This window comes from Paenibacillus graminis (assembly GCF_000758705.1).
Lineage (GTDB): Bacteria > Bacillota > Bacilli > Paenibacillales > Paenibacillaceae > Paenibacillus_AQ > Paenibacillus_AQ graminis.
The window spans coordinates 679,995-698,820 of record NZ_CP009287.1; the positions used below are offsets into that span (position 1 = coordinate 679,995).

The following is an 18,826-nucleotide window of genomic DNA, read 5'->3' on the forward strand; positions in this document are numbered from 1 at the left end:
TATCATGAATAAGTATTCTTTCAGCAGGGGGAGTTCCGGGAGCCGTACAGGCTTTGGAAACTCCCCCTGCTTTTTGCTCAGCCGGCTGAAGGGGAAGGGTAGAACTCCAAGCGGGTTGACGTTTATAAACGGCGCATCCGGGGTATCTAAGCATAGCCTAATTAGTCTGACTCAAGGTTGTTCGTCATGAACCGGCTGCATATCTTAGAATGGATGGAGGAACTTGCCGTGAGAAATATACATAGGAACAGCAGACTGCTTCCCGAAGGAGGGAATGAAGGACTGCAGCGGGATATTGTTGATGTTGTGAATTATTATATATCCGGCGGCTCACTGGAGGCGGTTGCCGGTCCGGCGGAACGGCTTACATCATTGATGGCCACGGTGCTGGAGGAAGGTGCTGCCCGCGCATACCGCCAGGAAATCGGCGGTGTGATTACGGAGATCGGGCAGCTCTCTGAACTGCCGGGCTTCAGTACGGGGCTGCTTGAACAGCTTGCCGCTGAGGTCCGAGTGCTGGATTCCGGCAAGCTTCGGGCACTGGCTCCGCAGACCACCCGCCATAACCGGGTGGACGCCTATGTGAACGGTCCGCAGTGCCTGGAAATGCTTCTGGAGGAGATCGGCAAGGCCCGTCGTTATATTCATCTGTCCGTCATGCTGTTTTTTAATGATGATTCGGGCAACCGGATCGCGGACGCGCTGCTGCGCGCGCTGGAGCGGGGAGTTCAGGTTCGCATTATGGTGAATTACACCGTCACTGCGCTTGGGTATGGACATAACCTCGAGGTCGGGAAATTCAGCGAAATCTCAGACCGGCTGAAGAAAGCGGGAGCTAAGCTGCAGGATACGTTCAATTCCTACTACACTGCTGTGGAGTGGCATAGGAAACGGTCTGAATTGAAGGCTCAGGGTGTACCTGAGAGTATCCTCTTCCTTCAAGATAAAGTCCAGGAGGACGTGGAGCTGACCGGTCTGAATGTGATTGACCACCGCAAATTCATGATCATCGACGGCATCACCTCTATCATCGGCAGCCTGAATTTTGGAGACCAGTATACGTTTGCTGCACCGATTGTAACCTCTGACTCTGTACAAGTTGACGGGCGTCCAATGGGGGTGCCGGCCCGTGAGGAGGAATGGCATGACGGCTGCTTCCGCATCCGGGGAGCGGCGGCCCTGCCGCTGAATGCCGTGTTCCGGTCCAGATGGCTGCTGCTCGGGGGAGATTCTTTTGATCCCGGGGATGCCTTTTACCGTCCCGAGGGCAATACGGATTTGGGTTCCGAGGAATGTACGTTGTTTGTTAGCTTTCCGGGAAATCCGGTCAATCTGATTCAGCAGTATTATCTGGATCTGATCACTTACGCCGCCGAAGAGACTGTAATAGTGAACCCGTATCTGATTGACCAGGCATTCTGGGACCGGCTGGGCGGGCTTGGCCCGGAGAGCTCCTGCCATCTTACGATCTGCAATCCGCTGGAGGTCAATGATCATCCCACCAACCGTGCGGCAGTGCGCAGCAATATGTATATCCCTTTTTGCAATGGCGTCTCTTTTTATGACTACAGTGCTACAGAACGCTTTTCCCATTGGAAAATCACCTATGACCACAGATCGCGCGCGGTGTTCCACGGCTCATATAACATCAACGAAAGAAGCGCCTGCCACGATTTCGAGCTGGGACTGCTGGTGAAGGGGGAGGCTTTTGCTGCAAAAGTCAAAGCCATGATTGACTATGATCTCAGCGTATCCCGCAAAATTACAAATAAAAAGGAATTCTTCAAGCATCCTTGGATGCACCCCAGCACCTATGTGAATAAAGCAACACAGAATTATACCTGATCGCGCAGCGGGCCGGATGTCATGTATAATATGCAGTAAATCTCAGCAAATGGAGCCAAGCTATGAATATCAAGATACTAGGGACAGGCCTGAAAAAGGATGAAGTGTTTTTTGAAGCGGCAACCGGCAAAGGAAGAGGCAGCTGGTGCGGCCCTCCTGTAGAGCCGGGTGATGAAGCTGTGGTGGAATTTGAGCTCCCGGCCCTGCTGATGCGCTGGGTGGATATCGTTCCGGCGGACCAAGAGGGGCATGGTATCCGCATGGAAGAGAATGAGATTGTGCTTACCGGTGTGCTGGACAATATTGAAGAGGATGGAACCGGCTGCCTGCAGCTGGACGGGGAACTGATCATGTTCGAATGCCTTGGTGAGCCAATGGCGCTGGGCAGTGTTGTGGAAGTCCGGACCCGGGAAATCAGACTGTATCCGGTCTACCTGTAAAGAAGGTTTTCGCATTATAAATTCACCGCCGGCATAGCCACTCCAGGCTAAATAGGCTAAGATAAACATTAACAAGAAGTAAGCTAGAGGAGCAGAGGTTCAATGAACAGCGATATTCAACAATTCAAGACGGAGTTTTTTAAGGCGCTGGCTCATCCGATGCGGATTCGTATTCTGGAGCTGCTAAGCGAAGGTGAAAAAAATGTGAATGAGCTGCAGGCGATTCTTGGGTCCGAAGGGTCCGCCGTATCCCAGCAGCTTGCCGTGCTCCGCGCCAAAAATGTAGTAGCCAGTGTAAAAGAAGGCACAACGGTGATTTACTCGCTGCGTGATCCCCTGATCAAAGACCTTCTGGCCGTAACCAAGCAAATATTCGATAATCATCTGGTGAACGCCATCTCTCTTCTGGAGGGAATCCGCAGCGAATGACCCGGGTTCTCCCGGAGCGGATTTCCCGTTGACAAGAGCGGCTTGCAGGAGTAATGTTGCTCTTATATTCAAATAATCAGATATTCAGAGAAAAGAAGGTTAAAACAGGATGATAGGGCGGGGCCGTTTTAAAGGCTACAATATTGCGTCGCTGCGTAAGGATCTCATTTCAGGGATCATTGTCGGCGTTATTGCCATTCCGCTGGGGATGGCATTTGCTATTGCTTCAGGCGTCAAGCCGGAGTACGGAATTTATACAACCATAGTTGCGGGCATTCTCATTTCTCTGTTCGGCGGTTCAAAGTTTCAAATTGGCGGGCCTACGGGTGCGTTTATTCCCATTTTGTTCGCGATTGCCATGGAGTATGGCTATGAGAACCTGCTGCTGGCCGGGATGATGGCCGGGGTCATTCTCGTCCTGATGGGGCTGCTCCGGCTCGGTGTGCTGATCAAGTTTATTCCGAGGCCCGTAACGATTGGGTTTACGGCAGGGATTGCGGTCATTATTTTCACCGGGCAGATAGCGAGCTTTCTTGGCCTGAAGGATATGAAGCGCCATGAGAGCTTCGTGGACAACATGAAGGAGATCGGCCTGCATCTCTCCACGATCAATCTGTACAGCATTCTGACAGCGGTGATTTGCCTGGCTGTGCTGGTGCTGGGGATGCGTTATGCGCCAAAAGTGCCCGGGGCACTGGTTGGGCTGCTCTGCGCAACCATCATAGCCGCGCTATTCTTCAGCGGCAAGGTGACTACGATCGGCTCAGCCTACGGGGACATCCCGAATACGCTGCCTAGCTTCCATTTCCCGGTTATTACCTGGGAACGGGTGAAGCTGCTGCTTCGCCCGGCCTTCGTAATTGCCATGCTGGGCGCGATTGAGTCGCTGTTGTCCGCAGTGGTGGCAGACGGCATGTCGGGCAGCCGCCACAACAGCAACCGGGAACTGATCGGCCAGGGGGTTGCCAATATAGCTGCTCCTCTGTTCGGCGGGATTCCCGCTACCGGGGCGATTGCAAGAACGGCAACCAATATCAAAAGCGGGGCGGCTTCCCCCTTGTCGGGTGTAATCCACGGTGTGGTGGTATTCCTCATTCTGCTGCTGTTTGCTCCTTATGCGTCGAGTATTCCGCTGGCTGCAATGGCGCCTATTCTGATGGTAGTGGCCTGGAATATGAGCGAGCGCAAGGAATTCCTTCATCTGCTCAAGCTGAAGACAGGGGATTCGCTGGTGCTGTTCATTACCTTCCTGTTGACCGTCTTTGCCGACCTGACCGTGGCGGTGGAGGTTGGATTGGTGCTGGCTGTGGTTTTGTTCGTCAAACGGATGGGCGAGGTCCATCTGGTCTCCAAGGTGCTTCCTGACCCCGACTCGGTAAAGGTCGGGGCGCATATGGTCACGGACAGCCACGATTGCCCGCAGATCGGCATTTATAATGTGGAAGGGCCGCTGTTCTTCGGCGCCGCCTACCGGTTCGAGAATACGATGCCGGGAGGCGGGCCGGATAAGCAGAAGGTCATTCTGCTCCGGATGGGCAAGGTTCCTTTTATCGATACCACCGGCGAAGCCAATCTGGCGGGGCTGGTGAAGGAATTGCAGGAGGATGGCGGCAGGCTGATGATCTCCGGCATTCAGTCCCAGCCGCTGGAGCTGCTCAAAAAGACCGGATTGTATGACAAAATCGGGGCAACGCAGTTTTATGAACACACCGGTGAGGCCATCAATGATGCGCTGAAGGTAATCAATCACAGCAAGTGCCTGGGCTGCCGTCATGCGGCCTTCAGGGAATGCACAGCTTTTTCCGGGCTGGATGAAGCGTCTGGGCGCAGCACCTTCAAGGGGCGGGTGCCTGCCGTGGGGCGCAAGCTGAGCGGAGAGCTGTAGGCGCAGAAAAGTGTAGTCGGCGGATTATCCCCTGTTGATTACTGGACTTATATTAAAAGTTAGTATAGGAGCGATCCCCCCGCCGTTAGATTGGGAACCGCTCCTTTTTGTTTTGGAGATATCGCCTGTGCGGGAATAGTGCAATGATACTGCCCTGAGCCAGATCAAAGGTACTTCTGCCTTTGATACTGCCCGCCTGTGCGGGAACAGCCAGATCAACGGTATTGTGCCTTTGATACTGCCCGCCCGTGCGGGAACAGCCAGATCAACGGTATTTGTGCCTTTGTTACTGCCCCGAACGGGCAGTGTCAAGAAGGTTGTGTAAGGAGAGTACGTATCTTCTTGGCGCTCGATTGCTGGTTAGGTGGAAAAGGTATCACTAATTTGTCTGAGTACAATCAACCTGGAAGGTTTAGTGGAAAAAGTATCCCTATTTTACCCCGTTTTACTCTCAAATAAGGAAATATTGCCAAATTAAGTTCCGTTTTTCCACATAAACCTAACGATTGTTGATTTCTGAGGAAAATTAGGTTCCCTTTTTCCACTTGGTTTGCCGCACTGCCGCAATCAAAGGCACATTTACCTCTCATTTCGGCCCCCAGGCCGGTGCTGGCCCCAAACAAAGGTATTTTTACCTTTGTTTAAGGCCCCCAGGCCCATGCTGGCCCCAAACAAAGGTATTTTTACCTTTGTTTCCGCCCCCAGGCCGGTGCTGGCCCCAAACAAAGGTATTTCTACCTTTGTTTCGGCCCCCAGGCCCGAGCTGGCCCCAAACAAAGGTATTTTTACCTTTGTTTAAGGCCCCCAGGCCCATGCTGGCCCCAAACAAAGGTATTTCTACCTTTGTTTCGGCCCCCAGGCCGGTGCTGGCCCCAAACAAAGGTATTTTTACCTTTGTTTAAGGCCCCCAGGCCGGTGCTGGCCCCAAACAAAGGTATTTTTACCTTTGTTTCCGCCCCCAGGCCGGTGCTGGCCCCAAACAAAGGTATTTCTACCTTTGTTTCGGCCCGAACATGCCGATACAGCTCTATTTCCATATCCGGAAATCTGCCTGATTTGTACAAGACATAGAAAAATTTGTACAATTAGGGGGAAGAGATTCAATTAGAAGATAGATGATCAACGAATTCATACCGATAAGGAGATTGCATCTTATGAAGGAATTGAATTACATCAAGGTGTTTCTGCTTTTGGCAGGATTGTCCCTGGTGACGCTGGCCGTTTACGGTGTAGTATCGCAGCGGACGGATACATTCTATAAATTTTTGATCTGGAATCTGTTTTTGGCCTGGCTGCCGTTCGTATTCTCCATGGCGGCCCATGAGCTGGACAAAAGAAAAATCGGCGGATTGCTGGTGCTTCCGCTCGGTATAGCCTGGCTGCTGTTTTTTCCGAACGCGCCTTATATTATGACGGATTTGGTGCATTTGACGATCCGCAAGAATCTGTATTTTGTCAGCGGCACGATCCAGAACCGCTACTGGTATGATCTGATTACGCTGCTGCTGTTCACCTGGAGCGGCTGGCTGACCGGATTCTTTTCCCTGTACCAGTTCCAGGCTGTCATCTACCGTAAAACCAATCTGCTGCTCTCCTGGATCTTCGTGCTGTTCGCCTGCGGGCTCGGAGGCTATGGCGTACTGCTCGGCCGGGTCTACCGGCTGAACAGCTGGGATGTGCTCACCGACCGGCATCAGCTGTACCAGCTTGTCGTGGACAGCCTGAACCGGCAATCTGTTTTCTTCAGCCTGTTCATTGCCTGCGTGCTGCTGGCTATTTATGCGACCATGTACTGTCTGCTGAATGTGCTGGGCAGAGGCAACGGCCGCGACTACTCCTTAGGCGGCAGAAGGTAGTCTTCGTCCGGCTCGGGGTGGTACTGGTACCGCTGAAGATCAATCACGCCTTTTGCGTCAATAACAATGCCCTCGCCAAGCAAATAAAGCCGCTGCAGAGAGCTGGACTCGTCATCAGCCAAGGCGATTTCACCTTTGACATTGACGACTCTATGCCAAGGCAGCTTGTATTTGCGGCTCATGGAATGCAGAATGCGCACAACCTGCCGTGCCCCCCGCGGGCTTCCTGCAGCGCGGGCGATGCCTCCGTAGGTCATGACATAACCTTCGGGGATCGAACGGATGACGGTGATGACCTTTTCTGTGAATGGTGTCATGAACGGGACTCCTTTTTCCAAACGGTAAAGTATATGTACTGAAATTATAGCAGAATTAGGCGCCGATGCTTAGAATATGCATCTTGTGCTGCATGCGGGAAGGCAAATAGCTTATTGGAATAGATATTCCGGCAAGGTATGGGTGTGAGTAACTGAATATGTTCCGCCGCAAAAGTCCGTAATGCCAGATGAGCATCTGCGGGCTTTGCTCTGTCTGCAGTAAATTTCCTTCACAGCATAATTATGGCGAATAGGAGTTATAGAGTCGGGGGATAATCAGATCAAAACAATTGTGACAGGAGTGACTGCAGTGAAGAATACCGGCGCTTCCCGGAGCAGCAGACAGGCAGAATGCGAAATATCCTCTTCCCAGCCGCTTAGCTCCTCAATGGAGGATAATGTAGCTGTGGTCCGGCGGATATTCAGCAACGATGGGACGCTTCGGGTGCGGTTCATTGAGAATAACCATGGGACAACGTTGCGCTGCTGTCTGATCTACGTGGAAGGAATGATCGACAGGGCACTTTTGCAGAACGGGATTACGAAGCCGGTAATGGATTATCCATTCAAGGAAGAAGCTCACGGCAATCCGGCTGAACTGATGGAGAAGCTCCGCACGGAGATTATAACCCTCAACGACATTACGGTAACTACTGAGCTGAGTGAACTGGTAGCGGGGGTTGTCGGGGGCAAAACGGTATTTTTGCTGGACGGGTATGCAGGGGCGCTGAATATCAGTGCCCAAGGCTGGGAAACGCGGGCGATCGAAGAGCCTACCACAGAAAAAGCGGTCCGGGGACCGCGAGAAGGGTTCACAGAGTCGCTGCTTGTCAATTTGACCTTAATCCGCCGCAGAGTCCAGAATTCAGATTTGAAGTTAGTATTTGGTGATATTGGAACCCGGACCAAGACGCAGACCTGTATCTGCTATATGGAAAGCCTGGCTTCACCGGAGATTCTGGCGGAGCTGCAGGGGAGGCTTGCGCGGGTAGAGATTGATCATGTGCTGGATACCGGTTATCTGGCCGAGCTTATTCGCGACGAGCCTTATTCGCCGTTCGAGACGCTTGGCAGCACTGAACGTCCGGATACAGTAGTGGGCAAAATTATGGAAGGCCGGATTGCTTTGCTGATCGAAGGCAGTCCCTTTGCCTTGACACTGCCGTATGTTTTTGTTGAAAATTTTCAGGCTGCCGAGGATTACTATATCAACTATTATTTTGCCTCCTTTAACAGGTTCTTAAGGGTTATAGGTGCGTTCATGTCCATCAGCATCCCGGCAGCATATGTTGCTTTGATTACCTACTCCCAGGAGATGGTCCCTACCCTGCTCCTGCTCAGCATTGCCACTGCCAGGCTGTCTGTCCCCTTTCCTACGGTTGTAGAGGCACTCATAATGCTGACTATATTCGAAATTCTTCGTGAGGCGGGGGCCCGGATTCCAACCTCCATTGGCCAGGCGGTCAGCATTGTGGGAGCATTGGTACTGGGGCAGGCTGCTGTAGATGCCCGGATTGTCAGCGCCCCGATGGTCATTGTGGTAGGCCTGACGGGAATCACTACCTTGCTGAATCCAAGGCTTACAGGACCAATGATTATAGTGCGTCTGGTTTTGTTGTTTGCAGCGTTTTTCCTCGGAATATACGGATACTTTTTCGGACTGCTCGGCCTGGTGATTCATCTGATGAGTCTCCGCTCCTTCGGGGTTCCCTACATGCTGGGTGTGGGGTCGATCCGCCCGCAGGACATTAAGGATACAGCTATCCGTGCTCCTTGGTGGGATATGTACCTGCGTCCGGCAGTCATAGGTGCGCGCAATATGAAGCGGAAGCTGCCCGGGAAAAAGGCGGGAGGCTCATGAGAGCGGCCCCGAGGCTGCTGCCGCTGCTGCTCTGCATAATCATGTTACCGTGCCTCGGCGGCTGCTGGAACTATACCGAAGTTGATGATATATCCGTCGTGGCCGGGGTGGCCATCGACAAGGACGGCGCCAACGAAAAGATCCAGCTTACTACTGAAATGGTGGATATCAAAGGGGGGCTTGACCAAAATCAAGCGGGCTTCAAAATGCTCAGTCTTACGGGAAGCACGATCTTTGACATTGTCCGCAACATGATATCCATAACCGGGAAAAAGCTGTTCTGGAGCCATGCCAAAGCAATCATTTTCAGCGAGAAAGTCGCCCGTGAAGGATTGATCAGGACAGTTGACTGGTATAGCAGGGATACGGAAACAAGGTCCGATGTCTTTATCTTTGTGTCGGGTGAGCCGACCGCGCGGGAGATTCTGAATCTGAACAGCACCACAGAAACAATCATGTCGTTTGAACTGGCACAGATGATGCGGGACGAGAAGTTTACCAGCAGTGCGCCGACGGTGGAAATATGGGATTTTATCGACAGGCTGGAGACTTTAGGGAATCATGCCGTTGCACCGCTCATCTACATTCATGAGCAGAACGGGCAGAAGAATGAACGTGTTAACGGCTGTGCGATTTTCACCAAGGATAAAATGATAGGCAAGCTGGACGGCAAAGAAACCAAGAACATGCTATTTGCCAAAGATGACATCAAGGGAGGCGTACTGCCTGTGAATGACAAGAAGGGGGTTCCGACATACTCTCTGGAAATCTTATCAAGCAGAACCAAGGTGAAGCCTAAAGTGGTCGACGGCAAACTGTCGCTGCAGGTTACAACCGTTACACATACCGGTCTGGATGAGGTGATGACTCCGGAAAGCTTCTCGGGCAACGAGTCCATCAGTGCCATTGAAGAGCGGGCGGGCCAAGCTCTGGAGCAGGAGATTCTGTCTGTCATACGGAAGATGCAGCAGGAGTACCATGCCGATATTTTTGGATACGGGGAAATCATCCATGAGCACCAGCCGAAGATGTGGGTCAAGGTCCGTGACCATTGGGATGATGAATTTGCAAAGCTGGATATAACGGTAGACTCGAAGGTGATTATTGAGAGCAGTGCCAAAACCTCACGCTCCATTAAGCTGGGAGACTAACCTCCTATGATCATTTACCTGCTGCTGATCTACGCTGTTGTCATTATCATTGACCCCTACGGTCTGCTGAAGCAAGGGAAGAAGCGGGACTTCTATGTATGCTCAGTGCTGTGCCTGGTGTCCTTCTCCTTGGCTTTTGCGCTATCCATGCGGTGGGAAATTCCCAGCCCTTCGTCTCCGATTGTGCATTGGGTTAGAAAGCTATTCTAAATCCGGATCATATAAGGGGGAGGAAAGATGAGCAAGGAAATCATACCGGCAGGGCAGGCTATAAGTATATCGGTCCTATTTATTATCGGCACTTCCCTTTTTATGGGCTCTTCGGGGCAGTCCGGCAACAGCAGCTGGATTGCCTTGATATTGGCCGCAGCACTGGCAGTTCCGCTCATGTTAATCTATGCCCGGCTGCATGTGCTTTTTCCGGGCAAGGATCTGTACGATATGCTGATTCTTGTGTTCGGGGCAGTCGCCGGGCGGGTGCTCTCCTGCCTGTATATCTGGTATGCTCTGCATTTGGGCTCGCTGGTGCTGCGGAATTTCGGAGAGTTCAGTAAGACGGTTGCCCTGACGTCAACACCGATGCTGGCCCCGATGCTTGTCATCGGCCTGCTGTGTGTCTGGGTGGTGAAGGCGGGAATGGAGGTGTTGGGGAGAAGTGCCAAATTCCTTTTGTTGTTTACTTTAATAGTGATTATAGTAGTAGAGCTTCTCTCTATCCCTAAATATCATTACCATCACCTATTGCCGGTTCTAGACAGCGGGTGGAAGCTTGTTATGTCAGATACGATAGGCTCCTTCACCTTTCCTTTTGCTGAAATTGTGGTTTTCCTGGGTGCCTTTAATGTGCTGTCCAAAAAGGGTTCAGCCGCAAGGGTTCTGGTAAGCAGCACATTGATTGCCGCAGTCATTATCCTTCAGGTCACTTTGCGCAATCTGATGGTATTGGGACCGGATATCCTGTCAAGCTTATATTTCCCCTCCTATGTGGCGGTCAGCAGAATCAACATTGGGGATTTCCTGACACGAATCGAAGGCTCTTCAGCGATTATATTTGTAACGGCGCTTTTTATTAAAGTAAGCTTATGTCTGTATGTGACCAGCAATGGGGTGGCAAAAGTATTCAAGCTGAGCAGCTACCGCTCGGTTGTGCTGCAGATGGGTCTGATTATGGTCTATCTGGCGGTTTTTATCTATAAGGACATTATGCAAATGGAGAGTTTTGCCTACCATATCTACAAAATTTACGCCTTTCCGTTTCAGGTGGTCATTCCCGTGATTCTGTGGGTGACTGCTGAAATTCTGGCCTGGAGGAGAAGCGGTAAGAAGACATCAACGCAGCAATAGAAGACGGGGCTGGCCTTGGGATTCCAAGAGTCTTCACCGTTTTTTATTTCCCACCTGTGCTGAAGATAGCTATAATGAGAGGCAGAGAGCTTAGGGGAATCTTTGAGAAACTGGCGAAGGAGGAAGCGCGGGTGAGCGTATCAAGCATCGTCATGTCCTCGCATTGGGGCAGGGAAGTCAGACATAAGTATATTACACAGGAGTCTAAGGCGCTCGCAGTAGTTTTTCCGGGTAAGAACTACTCGGCTGAGCGTTCGCTGCTGGATTATGCGGCCAAGCTGGCCCGGGAATATGGCTGTGATATCCTGCTGTTGGAATATGGCTATCAGAGCGCACGGGCTGAGCTCAAACGTGACGAAATCGATATTATAGCCGAGGAATGCAAAGCGGCCGTTAGCTCGCTTCCGGAGTATGAGCAGCTGCTCTTCATAAGCAAAAGCATGGGGGCTGTCATTGCCGGCAGAGTGGCGGCAGAGCTGAACCTCAACCTGAAGACCTCGCATTTGTATCTGACACCAGTAGCGGATTCACTCCCGCTGCTGCGGCAGAGCCGGGGCAGCATCATCTACGGCGGCAGCGACCCGACCTTCACGGAACAGCATGCCGCCGGGCTTAACGGACAGAAGAATCTGCGGGTGTACCGGATTGATGACGCCAATAACGCACTCGAAGTGGGCAGTGTCAATGAGTCGCTGGCGGTGCTGCTGGTCATTATTAATTTTTATCACGAGTTTTTCCGGGATGCACTTACAGGTTGAGGCATCTGGACCATATATCCAAGCAAGGAGAGGATTGCGATGATTTTGGAAGCAGCCATGCTGCAGGTCAAGCCGGGGCTTACCAGCCAATTTGAACAGAGCTTCAAGGCAGCGTCCGTACTCATTTCTTCTATAGAAGGCTATTTGGGCCATGAGCTGCAGCATTGCCTGGAGGATGATCATAAATACCTGCTGCTTGTGAAGTGGCGAAATCTTGAGGATCATACCATAGGGTTCAGGGAATCCGGCCAATATCAGGAGTGGAAAGCGCTGCTGCATCATTATTACAGCCCTTTCCCGGTAGTGGAGCATTTCACGTGTATTAATCTGGAGTAACTTTTGGGGGGACGGCATGCCGGGGAAGCAGATTGGGGAAGGAAGAACAGCGGAGGTCCGGGAATATGGGACAGGGAAGATTCTGAAGCTCTATCGCGGGGAAATTCCTGCGCACTATGTTGAACACGAATATGAGGTCTGTAAATATGTCTACCAGCAAGGCGTCCAGACGCCTCAGCCTATTGAACTGGTTACGCTTGAGGAACGCAAGGGGATTATATTTCAGCAAATTCATGGCGGCTCCATGCTGCGGCTGATTGGAGAGAAGCCGTGGAGGCTGGGCGGATATGCCAGGCAGCTAGCTTCGCTACATCATGACCTGCATAAGCTTCAGGGGGCAGAAGCCTTCGGCAGGCAGAAGGACATCCTGAGGAGCAGCATTATTGCCGCCCCTATGCTCACGATGGAGGAAAAGACACCCGTCCTGGAAAAGCTGGAGCAGCTGCCGGAGGGCGGCCGGCTCTTGCATGGGGATTTCCACCCGGACAATGTGCTGATCGACGGACAGGCATGGACCATCGACTGGATGACCGGGATGACCGGCAATCCTGCCGGGGACGCGGCAAGGTCTGTGATTATGTTCAGCATGGGAGCTTTGCCGCCCGGAACTTCACTAGCGACCCGGCTCGTTACGGGTTTTATAAGGCAGAGGCTCACGAAAGGGTACATCGGGGAATATCTCAGGCTGTCGGGTCTTTCTTATGCTGAGGTAAATGCCTGGGTGCTGCCGGTAGCCTCAGCCCGGCTTACGGAAGGTATTCCAGTTGCTGAGAAGGAACAGCTGGTCCGCGAAATCCGCAGACGTCTGAACTCCAATTCCTCCCGGACAGGATATTAAAGGAAGAAGGTGCTGTTATGATTACATATATTGCGCTGCTGCGAGGCATCAACGTGGGCGGCAACAAAATCATTAAGATGCAGGCCCTGAAGGCCATGTTCGAGTCGCTGGGGTATGGCCGGGTGCGCACCTATATCCAGTCCGGAAATGTAGTGTTTGAGAGCAATGAAGCCCAGGCCGCTGAACTTGAGGCTGTGATCAGTGCGGCAATCAAGGAGACATTCGGATTTGATGTTAGCGTGTTAATCCGCACACTGGAGGAACTCGAGGCGGCGATTGCGGGCAATCCGTTTGAACCCCCTGCGCAAGAGGGCTATAAACGCCTGTATGTTTCGTTCCTCGCTGAGGCGCCATCGAAAGAGGCGCTGGAGAAGCTGCGCCCCTATGAGAATGGTGCAGACAAACTCTATGTTGCGGGTAAAGAGATGTACACGCTGTACGAGGTGAGCGCAAGCCAATCTCCATTATTCAAGGTACAGCTGGACAAGCTCCTCGGAACCTCCATTACCGCACGCAATTGGAATACAGTGAACAAGCTGGCGGCAATGGGGAAGGAAAAGTAGCGGAGAAGGAATGGGAGTAGCGGAAAAGGAATGTTTTTTATAGGCAAAAGTCACGGCCCCACGTTGTGGGGCTTTTGTACTGTTCAGGAAATCATAATTTATCTTTATTGCGGATAAAGTGTGCAAAAATGGGGGATAAGTAGGCGTGGGTTCAGCGAATTTATTCAAACGGGTGGAGATCAGCCGGATTCGATAGCTTTTTTTCAGCTAATGTTTTAGAAGAAATTACGCCATCCGAAGTTATCATCCGGTGAGCAGTGCTAGTTGGAAAAAGTGAACTTATTTCTCCCGCAAATCAACAAATTGTGAGAATGAAGTGGAAAAAGGAAACTTCATTGAGCTATATTCCTCATCCTATGGCGAAAGGAGCTGATATAGTTTACCTATTTCCACTTAACCTGCGGGGAACAGGCAGTGCCCAGCAAATTAGGTGCCCTTTTTCCACTTGGATTTGCTGTAGGAATCATGGGGAGAATGCTAAACTGACATCCAAAAAGGCTACGTCATCCAGTCATGGACGGCGTAGCCTTTTTGCATCTTTCAAAAGCGCCGAAGCAAGGCTCAACACTGTTGAGCTTTTGGCCGCTTCAGCATTCAGCAAACATTCAGTTTGATTTCATTATCAGTTAAGGTAGGGATGCCATAATACACCTAAGCAAAGATGTGCCGGGAATTGAGTACTGCCGGAATAATACACGGATGGACCGATGGGGAGTGGAGAGTAATGAAATGGATAAAAAAGCTGGGTTCCGATGTCATACTGCTGGGGGTACTGCTGCTTGCAGCCTTTCTGTATGGCTATGGAATCTGGAATGATCAATACGCCAATACCTACTATACGACTGCGGTGGGAAGTATGCTCCAGAGCTTCCATAACTTCTTCTTTGCCTCACTGGACTCGGCGGGTTCGGTAACGGTCGATAAACCGCCGGTTACCTTCTGGATTCAGACGCTCAGCGCGCTGATCTTCGGACTGCATGGCTGGAGCGTGATCCTGCCCCAGGTGATTGGCGGGATGGGTTCGGTGCTGCTCGTATATCTGCTGGTGAAGCCAACCTTTGGCCGCACGGCAGCGCGTCTCGCGGCATTGGCCATGGCAACTACACCTGTGGCTGCCGCTGTGAGCAGAACGAACAATATCGATGCTATGCTGGTGTTCACGCTGTTGCTGGCGGCATGGTTTCTCTTCAAGGGGACGAAGCGAAATACAACGGGCAGCCTTCTCGCTGCATTTGCCCTCATCGGCGTTGGCTTCAACGAAAAGATGCTGCAGGCCTATATGGTACTTCCGGCATTTTATCTCTTTTATATTTTGGCAGCCAAAGTGAACTGGAAGAAAAAAACCGGCGTGCTAGCCGCCTGCACCGCAGTACTGCTGGTGGTTTCGTTGTCCTGGGCGGTGATCGTGGATTCCATCCCGGCCGGCAAACGGCCTTACATGGGCAGCAGCGGCACCAACTCTGTGCTCAATCTGGCTTTTGGCTACAACGGGGTAGCACGCTTAACGGGCGAACGCAGCACCGGGGGTGTCGGGGGCGGATTCCCTGGCGGCGGAGGCAGCGGAATGATCGGCGGAGGTGAAATGCCATTCTGGAATGGCGGGGAAATGCCGCTCATGAACGGAACAGGCGGTCAAGACGGCCGGGGCGGCCCGGGAACGATGAACGGAATAGACGGCCAGGCCCAGGGGCAGCAGCCGGGAGGTACTGGAGGCGGACAGGCTGACGGAGGCTCGGATGGCCGCGGCCAAGCTCCAGGTGGCGGCGGGATGGAGGGGCAGGTGCCAGGCGGCAGAGCGGACGGTGAAGACGGCCAGGGCGGAAATCGCCAGTTCAACTTCGGCCAAGGCGGACGCAGCGTGAGCGGAGGCGGAATGTTCAATACCGGCACAGCCGGTCCGCTGCGCTTGTTCCAATCGGCGTTGTCCGGTCAAGCCAGCTGGCTGCTGCCCTTCCTGCTGTTCGGCTGCATCGGGATTTTTGCCAGCCTGCGCAGACGGAATTTTACCCAAGAACATAAAGAAGCGTTGTTCTGGCTGGCCTGGCTGGTACCTGTTATGGGATTCTTCAGCATCGCCGGGTTCTTCCACCAATACTACCTGATTATGATGGCTCCGCCGATTGCGGCACTGGTAGGCGCAGGCTGGCTCCGGCTCTGGACCTATTATAAGGAGCGTGCAGCCTGGCTGTCCTGGCTGCTTCCGGTGGCCACACTCGCTACAGCACTCTTCCAGTGGTACATCATTCATCCTTATGACAGTACCATTGGCAGTGGCTGGTCCATAGGTGTCCTGGCTGGAGGGGGCGCAGTAACTGTGCTGCTGCTGGTGCTCCGGATATTGAAGGGGCAGAAGAAGCGGTTCGTCTATGCATCCGCTGTACTTGGGCTGCTGGTCCTGCTGGTTGGACCGCTGTACTGGGCGCTTACGCCAATTACATACGGCTCAAACAGCATGACACCGGCAGCAGGCCCGGACAGCGGGATGGGTGGCTTTGGAGGCATGGGTGGCATGGATGGCATGGGCATGGGCGGCAGAAACGGCACCACTGGAGTCAACGAGAATCTGCTGGCTTATCTGAAGGAGCATAATACCGGCGAGAAATATTTGTTCGCAGCCATGGATTACGGAACTGCAGGCCCTTATATCATTGATGAACATGAGTCGGTCGTGATTCTGAACGGATTCAACAACTCGGACGTGCCTTATACCACCGATACGCTGAAGGCGCTCGTGGCGAGCGGTAAAGTGAAGTACTTCCTCGTGACTACCGGCGGCATGGGCGGCGGCGGACGTGGAGGCAATTCTGAAATTACGAACTGGATTACGGAGAACGGGACAGCAGTTCCGACAGCAGAATGGCAGGGCACAGTGACAGGCAGCAACGGAGGAACCTTGTACGAGGTGACTGTTCAGTAGGTTAGAGACAAGCAGGCTGTTACAGGAGGCGTGCCGAACAGACTTTTAATGTAAGGGGCGCTTTATTACTTAAATCTAAGGAGGAGCTGCTCATGAGTACACACGTGCGCTATTCCGTAATTATACCAATGTATAACGAAGAGGCTGTTATTCAGGAGACGTACCGGCGGATCAAAAAAGTGATGGGAACGACAGGAGAGGTCTATGAGCTGTTATTCGTCAATGACGGGAGCACGGACAACTGTGCGCAGATGATTGAGGAATACAGCTACTGGGACGAGAGTGTGAAGCTGATTGATCTGTCCCGCAACTTCGGCCATCAGATTGCCATAACCGCCGGTATGGATTATTCACTGGGGGATGCGGTGGTCATCATTGACGCCGATCTGCAGGACCCGCCGGAGCTCATTCTGGATATGATCCGGGAGTGGAAAAACGGCTATGAGGTTGTGTACGCCAAACGGATCAAGCGAAACGGCGAATCCCTCTTCAAAAAGTGGACAGCAAGCCTCTTCTACCGGGTGCTGCGTTATTCCACGGACATTTCGATTCCGGTAGATACCGGTGATTTCCGGCTCATTGACCGCAAGGTGTGTGAGGAACTGAAACGGCTCCCGGAGAAAAACCGCTTTGTGCGCGGACTGGTCAGCTGGGTAGGCTTCCGCCAGAAGGCTATCGAATATGAACGTGATGAACGGCTAGCCGGGGAGACGAAATATCCCTTGAAGCGCATGATCAAGCTGTCGCTGGATGGAATCACCTCCTTTTCCTACAAGCCGCTGAAGCTGGCGGGCTATCTAGGAGGGCTCCTCTCGGGAGCCGGATTTCTGTACCTTATGTACGTGCTGTATCTGGCGCTGTTTACGGACGCGGCTGTTAAAGGCTGGGCTTCGATGATCGGTATTACCCTGACATTCAACGGATTTGTACTGATTATGCTGGGCATCCTGGGTGAATATGTCGGCCGGATCTACGACGAGACGAAACGGCGTCCGCTCTACATTGTCCAGGAATTTTACAGCGGCAAGAAGCAGCAAAGTGTAAGCGAACAGAGAGTGGCCCAGCTCAATAAATAATAGGACAGAGGAGTGGATCCATCGTGAAAATCAGAAAAGCTGTGATCCCCGCTGCAGGCCTGGGCACGCGTTTCCTGCCGGCCACCAAGGCCCAGCCGAAGGAAATGCTGCCTATTGTAGACAAGCCGGCGATTCAATATATTGTGGAGGAAGCGGTGCGCTCCGGCATTGAGAGCATCATTATCGTGACCGGCCGCAACAAAAAGTCGATTGAGGATCATTTTGACAAGTCGGTGGAGCTGGAGCAGACTCTGCTGGAAACAGAGAAACTCGACTTGCTCCGTGAAGTGCAGGCCATCAGCGGGCTGGCGAGTATTCATTACATCCGGCAAAAGGAACCGCTTGGCCTGGGACATGCAATTTCCTGCACGGAACAGTTTATCGGCGGCGAGCCGTTCGCGGTACTGCTTGGTGATGACATCATGGTCTCCGAGCCGCCGGCACTCCTGCAGATGATGAAGCTGTACGAGCAGTCCGAGCAGACTATAGTTGGTGTGCAGCCGGTACCAAGGTCCGAGGTGAACAAGTATGGAATCATTGCCTCCGGCGGCGCGGTGAAGGGCGTGCATGTGGTAAGCGGGCTGGTGGAGAAACCTCTGCCTCAGGCTGCGCCTTCAACGAATGCCATCATGGGACGCTATATCCTGAAGCCATCCATCTTTTCTGTGCTCAGCAAGCTGGAGCGCGGAACCGGCGGAGAATATCAGCTGACAGATGCGCTGCATGAGGGATGCCGGAATGAGGGGCTGCTGGCCCTTGATCTGCAGGGCAAACGTTATGATATCGGCGATAAATTCGGTTATATTCAGGCCACGCTGGAGATTGGACTGGCGCGTAAAGAACTGCGTCCGCAGCTTGTGCCTTATCTGAGGGGGCTGCTCGGCAGCTTGGAAGACGGCACAGAAGCCTTGTCTGTGCTGCATTCTCCGGGTGCAGGGTGAAACGGCTGAACTCGCCGGACTTGGAAAACCGTTGAAAGGAACAGCCGCCGTTAGTGGAAAAGGATCACTAATTGAACACATTCGGCCCATGGAGCATCTTATGTTGGAAAAAGGATCACTAATTGAACACATTCGGCTCATGGAGCATCTTATGTTGGAAAAAGTACCACTAATCCGGCCCGAAAGCGGCCGGATGGGATGAATAAGGCTGATTAGGTGTAAGTAATCCCACTAAAACCTTCTGCACCCAGAATTCCAGCTAATTAGGT

The 18,826-nt window shown here is 52.5% G+C and carries 17 protein-coding genes; 16 read left to right on the forward strand and 1 reads right to left on the reverse strand.

Annotation, left to right across the window (positions count from 1 at the left end):
* Positions 1–228 precede the first annotated feature (228 nt).
* The 5 genes from PGRAT_RS03040 (at position 229) to PGRAT_RS03070 (ending at position 6,455) form a co-directional block, all read left to right on the forward strand.
* Complete coding sequence (locus PGRAT_RS03040; protein WP_042267773.1) at positions 229–1,845, forward strand: phospholipase D-like domain-containing protein; 1,617 nt, start codon at positions 229–231, stop codon at positions 1,843–1,845.
* A 62-nt stretch (positions 1,846–1,907) separates the two neighbouring features.
* Positions 1,908–2,285: a hypothetical protein gene (locus PGRAT_RS03045; RefSeq protein ID WP_025707964.1), complete on the forward strand. Its 378-nt coding sequence runs from the start codon at positions 1,908–1,910 to the stop codon at positions 2,283–2,285.
* 102 nt (positions 2,286–2,387) lie between these two features.
* Positions 2,388–2,714 (forward strand): ArsR/SmtB family transcription factor, encoded by a 327-nt coding sequence (locus tag PGRAT_RS03050; protein ID WP_020427449.1) that lies wholly within the window; start codon positions 2,388–2,390, stop codon positions 2,712–2,714.
* Positions 2,715–2,823: 109 nt separating this feature from the next.
* A complete protein-coding gene (locus PGRAT_RS03055) occupies positions 2,824–4,599 on the forward strand; it encodes a SulP family inorganic anion transporter (RefSeq protein WP_025707963.1) in 1,776 nt (591 codons plus the stop codon).
* A gap of 1,154 nt (positions 4,600–5,753) precedes the next feature.
* Positions 5,754–6,455: a DUF1361 domain-containing protein gene (locus tag PGRAT_RS03070; RefSeq protein WP_025703330.1), complete on the forward strand. Its 702-nt coding sequence runs from the start codon at positions 5,754–5,756 to the stop codon at positions 6,453–6,455.
* Here the strand turns inward: PGRAT_RS03070 and PGRAT_RS03075 are convergent.
* Positions 6,431–6,772, reverse strand: a complete 342-nt coding sequence (locus PGRAT_RS03075) for an MGMT family protein (RefSeq protein WP_025703329.1) — start codon at positions 6,770–6,772, stop codon at positions 6,431–6,433. The genes PGRAT_RS03070 and PGRAT_RS03075 overlap by 25 nt on opposite strands.
* Before the next feature lie 310 nt (positions 6,773–7,082).
* Here PGRAT_RS03075 and PGRAT_RS03080 point away from each other — a divergent pair, with 310 nt between their 5' ends.
* The 11 genes from PGRAT_RS03080 (at position 7,083) to galU (ending at position 18,557) form a co-directional block, all read left to right on the forward strand.
* Positions 7,083–8,633 (forward strand): spore germination protein, encoded by a 1,551-nt coding sequence (locus PGRAT_RS03080; RefSeq protein ID WP_025703328.1) that lies wholly within the window; start codon positions 7,083–7,085, stop codon positions 8,631–8,633.
* Positions 8,630–9,784: a Ger(x)C family spore germination protein gene (locus tag PGRAT_RS03085; protein WP_025703327.1), complete on the forward strand. Its 1,155-nt coding sequence runs from the start codon at positions 8,630–8,632 to the stop codon at positions 9,782–9,784. The genes PGRAT_RS03080 and PGRAT_RS03085 overlap by 4 nt, the downstream gene beginning before the upstream one ends.
* 6 nt (positions 9,785–9,790) lie before the next feature.
* Positions 9,791–9,994, forward strand: a complete 204-nt coding sequence (locus PGRAT_RS03090) for a hypothetical protein (RefSeq protein WP_025703326.1) — start codon at positions 9,791–9,793, stop codon at positions 9,992–9,994.
* A 27-nt stretch (positions 9,995–10,021) separates the two neighbouring features.
* Positions 10,022–11,128: a GerAB/ArcD/ProY family transporter gene (locus tag PGRAT_RS03095; RefSeq protein ID WP_025703325.1), complete on the forward strand. Its 1,107-nt coding sequence runs from the start codon at positions 10,022–10,024 to the stop codon at positions 11,126–11,128.
* Positions 11,129–11,259: 131 nt separating this feature from the next.
* Positions 11,260–11,886, forward strand: a complete 627-nt coding sequence (locus PGRAT_RS03100) for an alpha/beta hydrolase (RefSeq protein WP_025703324.1) — start codon at positions 11,260–11,262, stop codon at positions 11,884–11,886.
* 39 nt (positions 11,887–11,925) lie between these two features.
* Positions 11,926–12,222, forward strand: coding sequence for an antibiotic biosynthesis monooxygenase family protein (locus PGRAT_RS03105; RefSeq protein WP_025703323.1), 297 nt, complete (start codon positions 11,926–11,928; stop codon positions 12,220–12,222).
* A 16-nt stretch (positions 12,223–12,238) separates the two neighbouring features.
* Positions 12,239–13,060 (forward strand): phosphotransferase family protein, encoded by an 822-nt coding sequence (locus PGRAT_RS03110; protein ID WP_025703322.1) that lies wholly within the window; start codon positions 12,239–12,241, stop codon positions 13,058–13,060.
* Positions 13,061–13,077: 17 nt separating this feature from the next.
* Complete coding sequence (locus PGRAT_RS03115) at positions 13,078–13,623, forward strand: DUF1697 domain-containing protein (RefSeq protein ID WP_025703321.1); 546 nt, start codon at positions 13,078–13,080, stop codon at positions 13,621–13,623.
* A gap of 724 nt (positions 13,624–14,347) precedes the next feature.
* Complete coding sequence (locus tag PGRAT_RS03120) at positions 14,348–16,540, forward strand: glycosyltransferase family 39 protein (RefSeq protein WP_025703320.1); 2,193 nt, start codon at positions 14,348–14,350, stop codon at positions 16,538–16,540.
* 92 nt (positions 16,541–16,632) lie between these two features.
* Positions 16,633–17,616, forward strand: a complete 984-nt coding sequence (locus PGRAT_RS03125; RefSeq protein ID WP_025703319.1) for a glycosyltransferase family 2 protein — start codon at positions 16,633–16,635, stop codon at positions 17,614–17,616.
* Between the two features lie 20 nt (positions 17,617–17,636).
* Positions 17,637–18,557: a UTP--glucose-1-phosphate uridylyltransferase GalU gene (galU, locus tag PGRAT_RS03130; protein ID WP_218918647.1), complete on the forward strand. Its 921-nt coding sequence runs from the start codon at positions 17,637–17,639 to the stop codon at positions 18,555–18,557.
* The last annotated feature ends 269 nt before the right edge of the window (positions 18,558–18,826 follow it).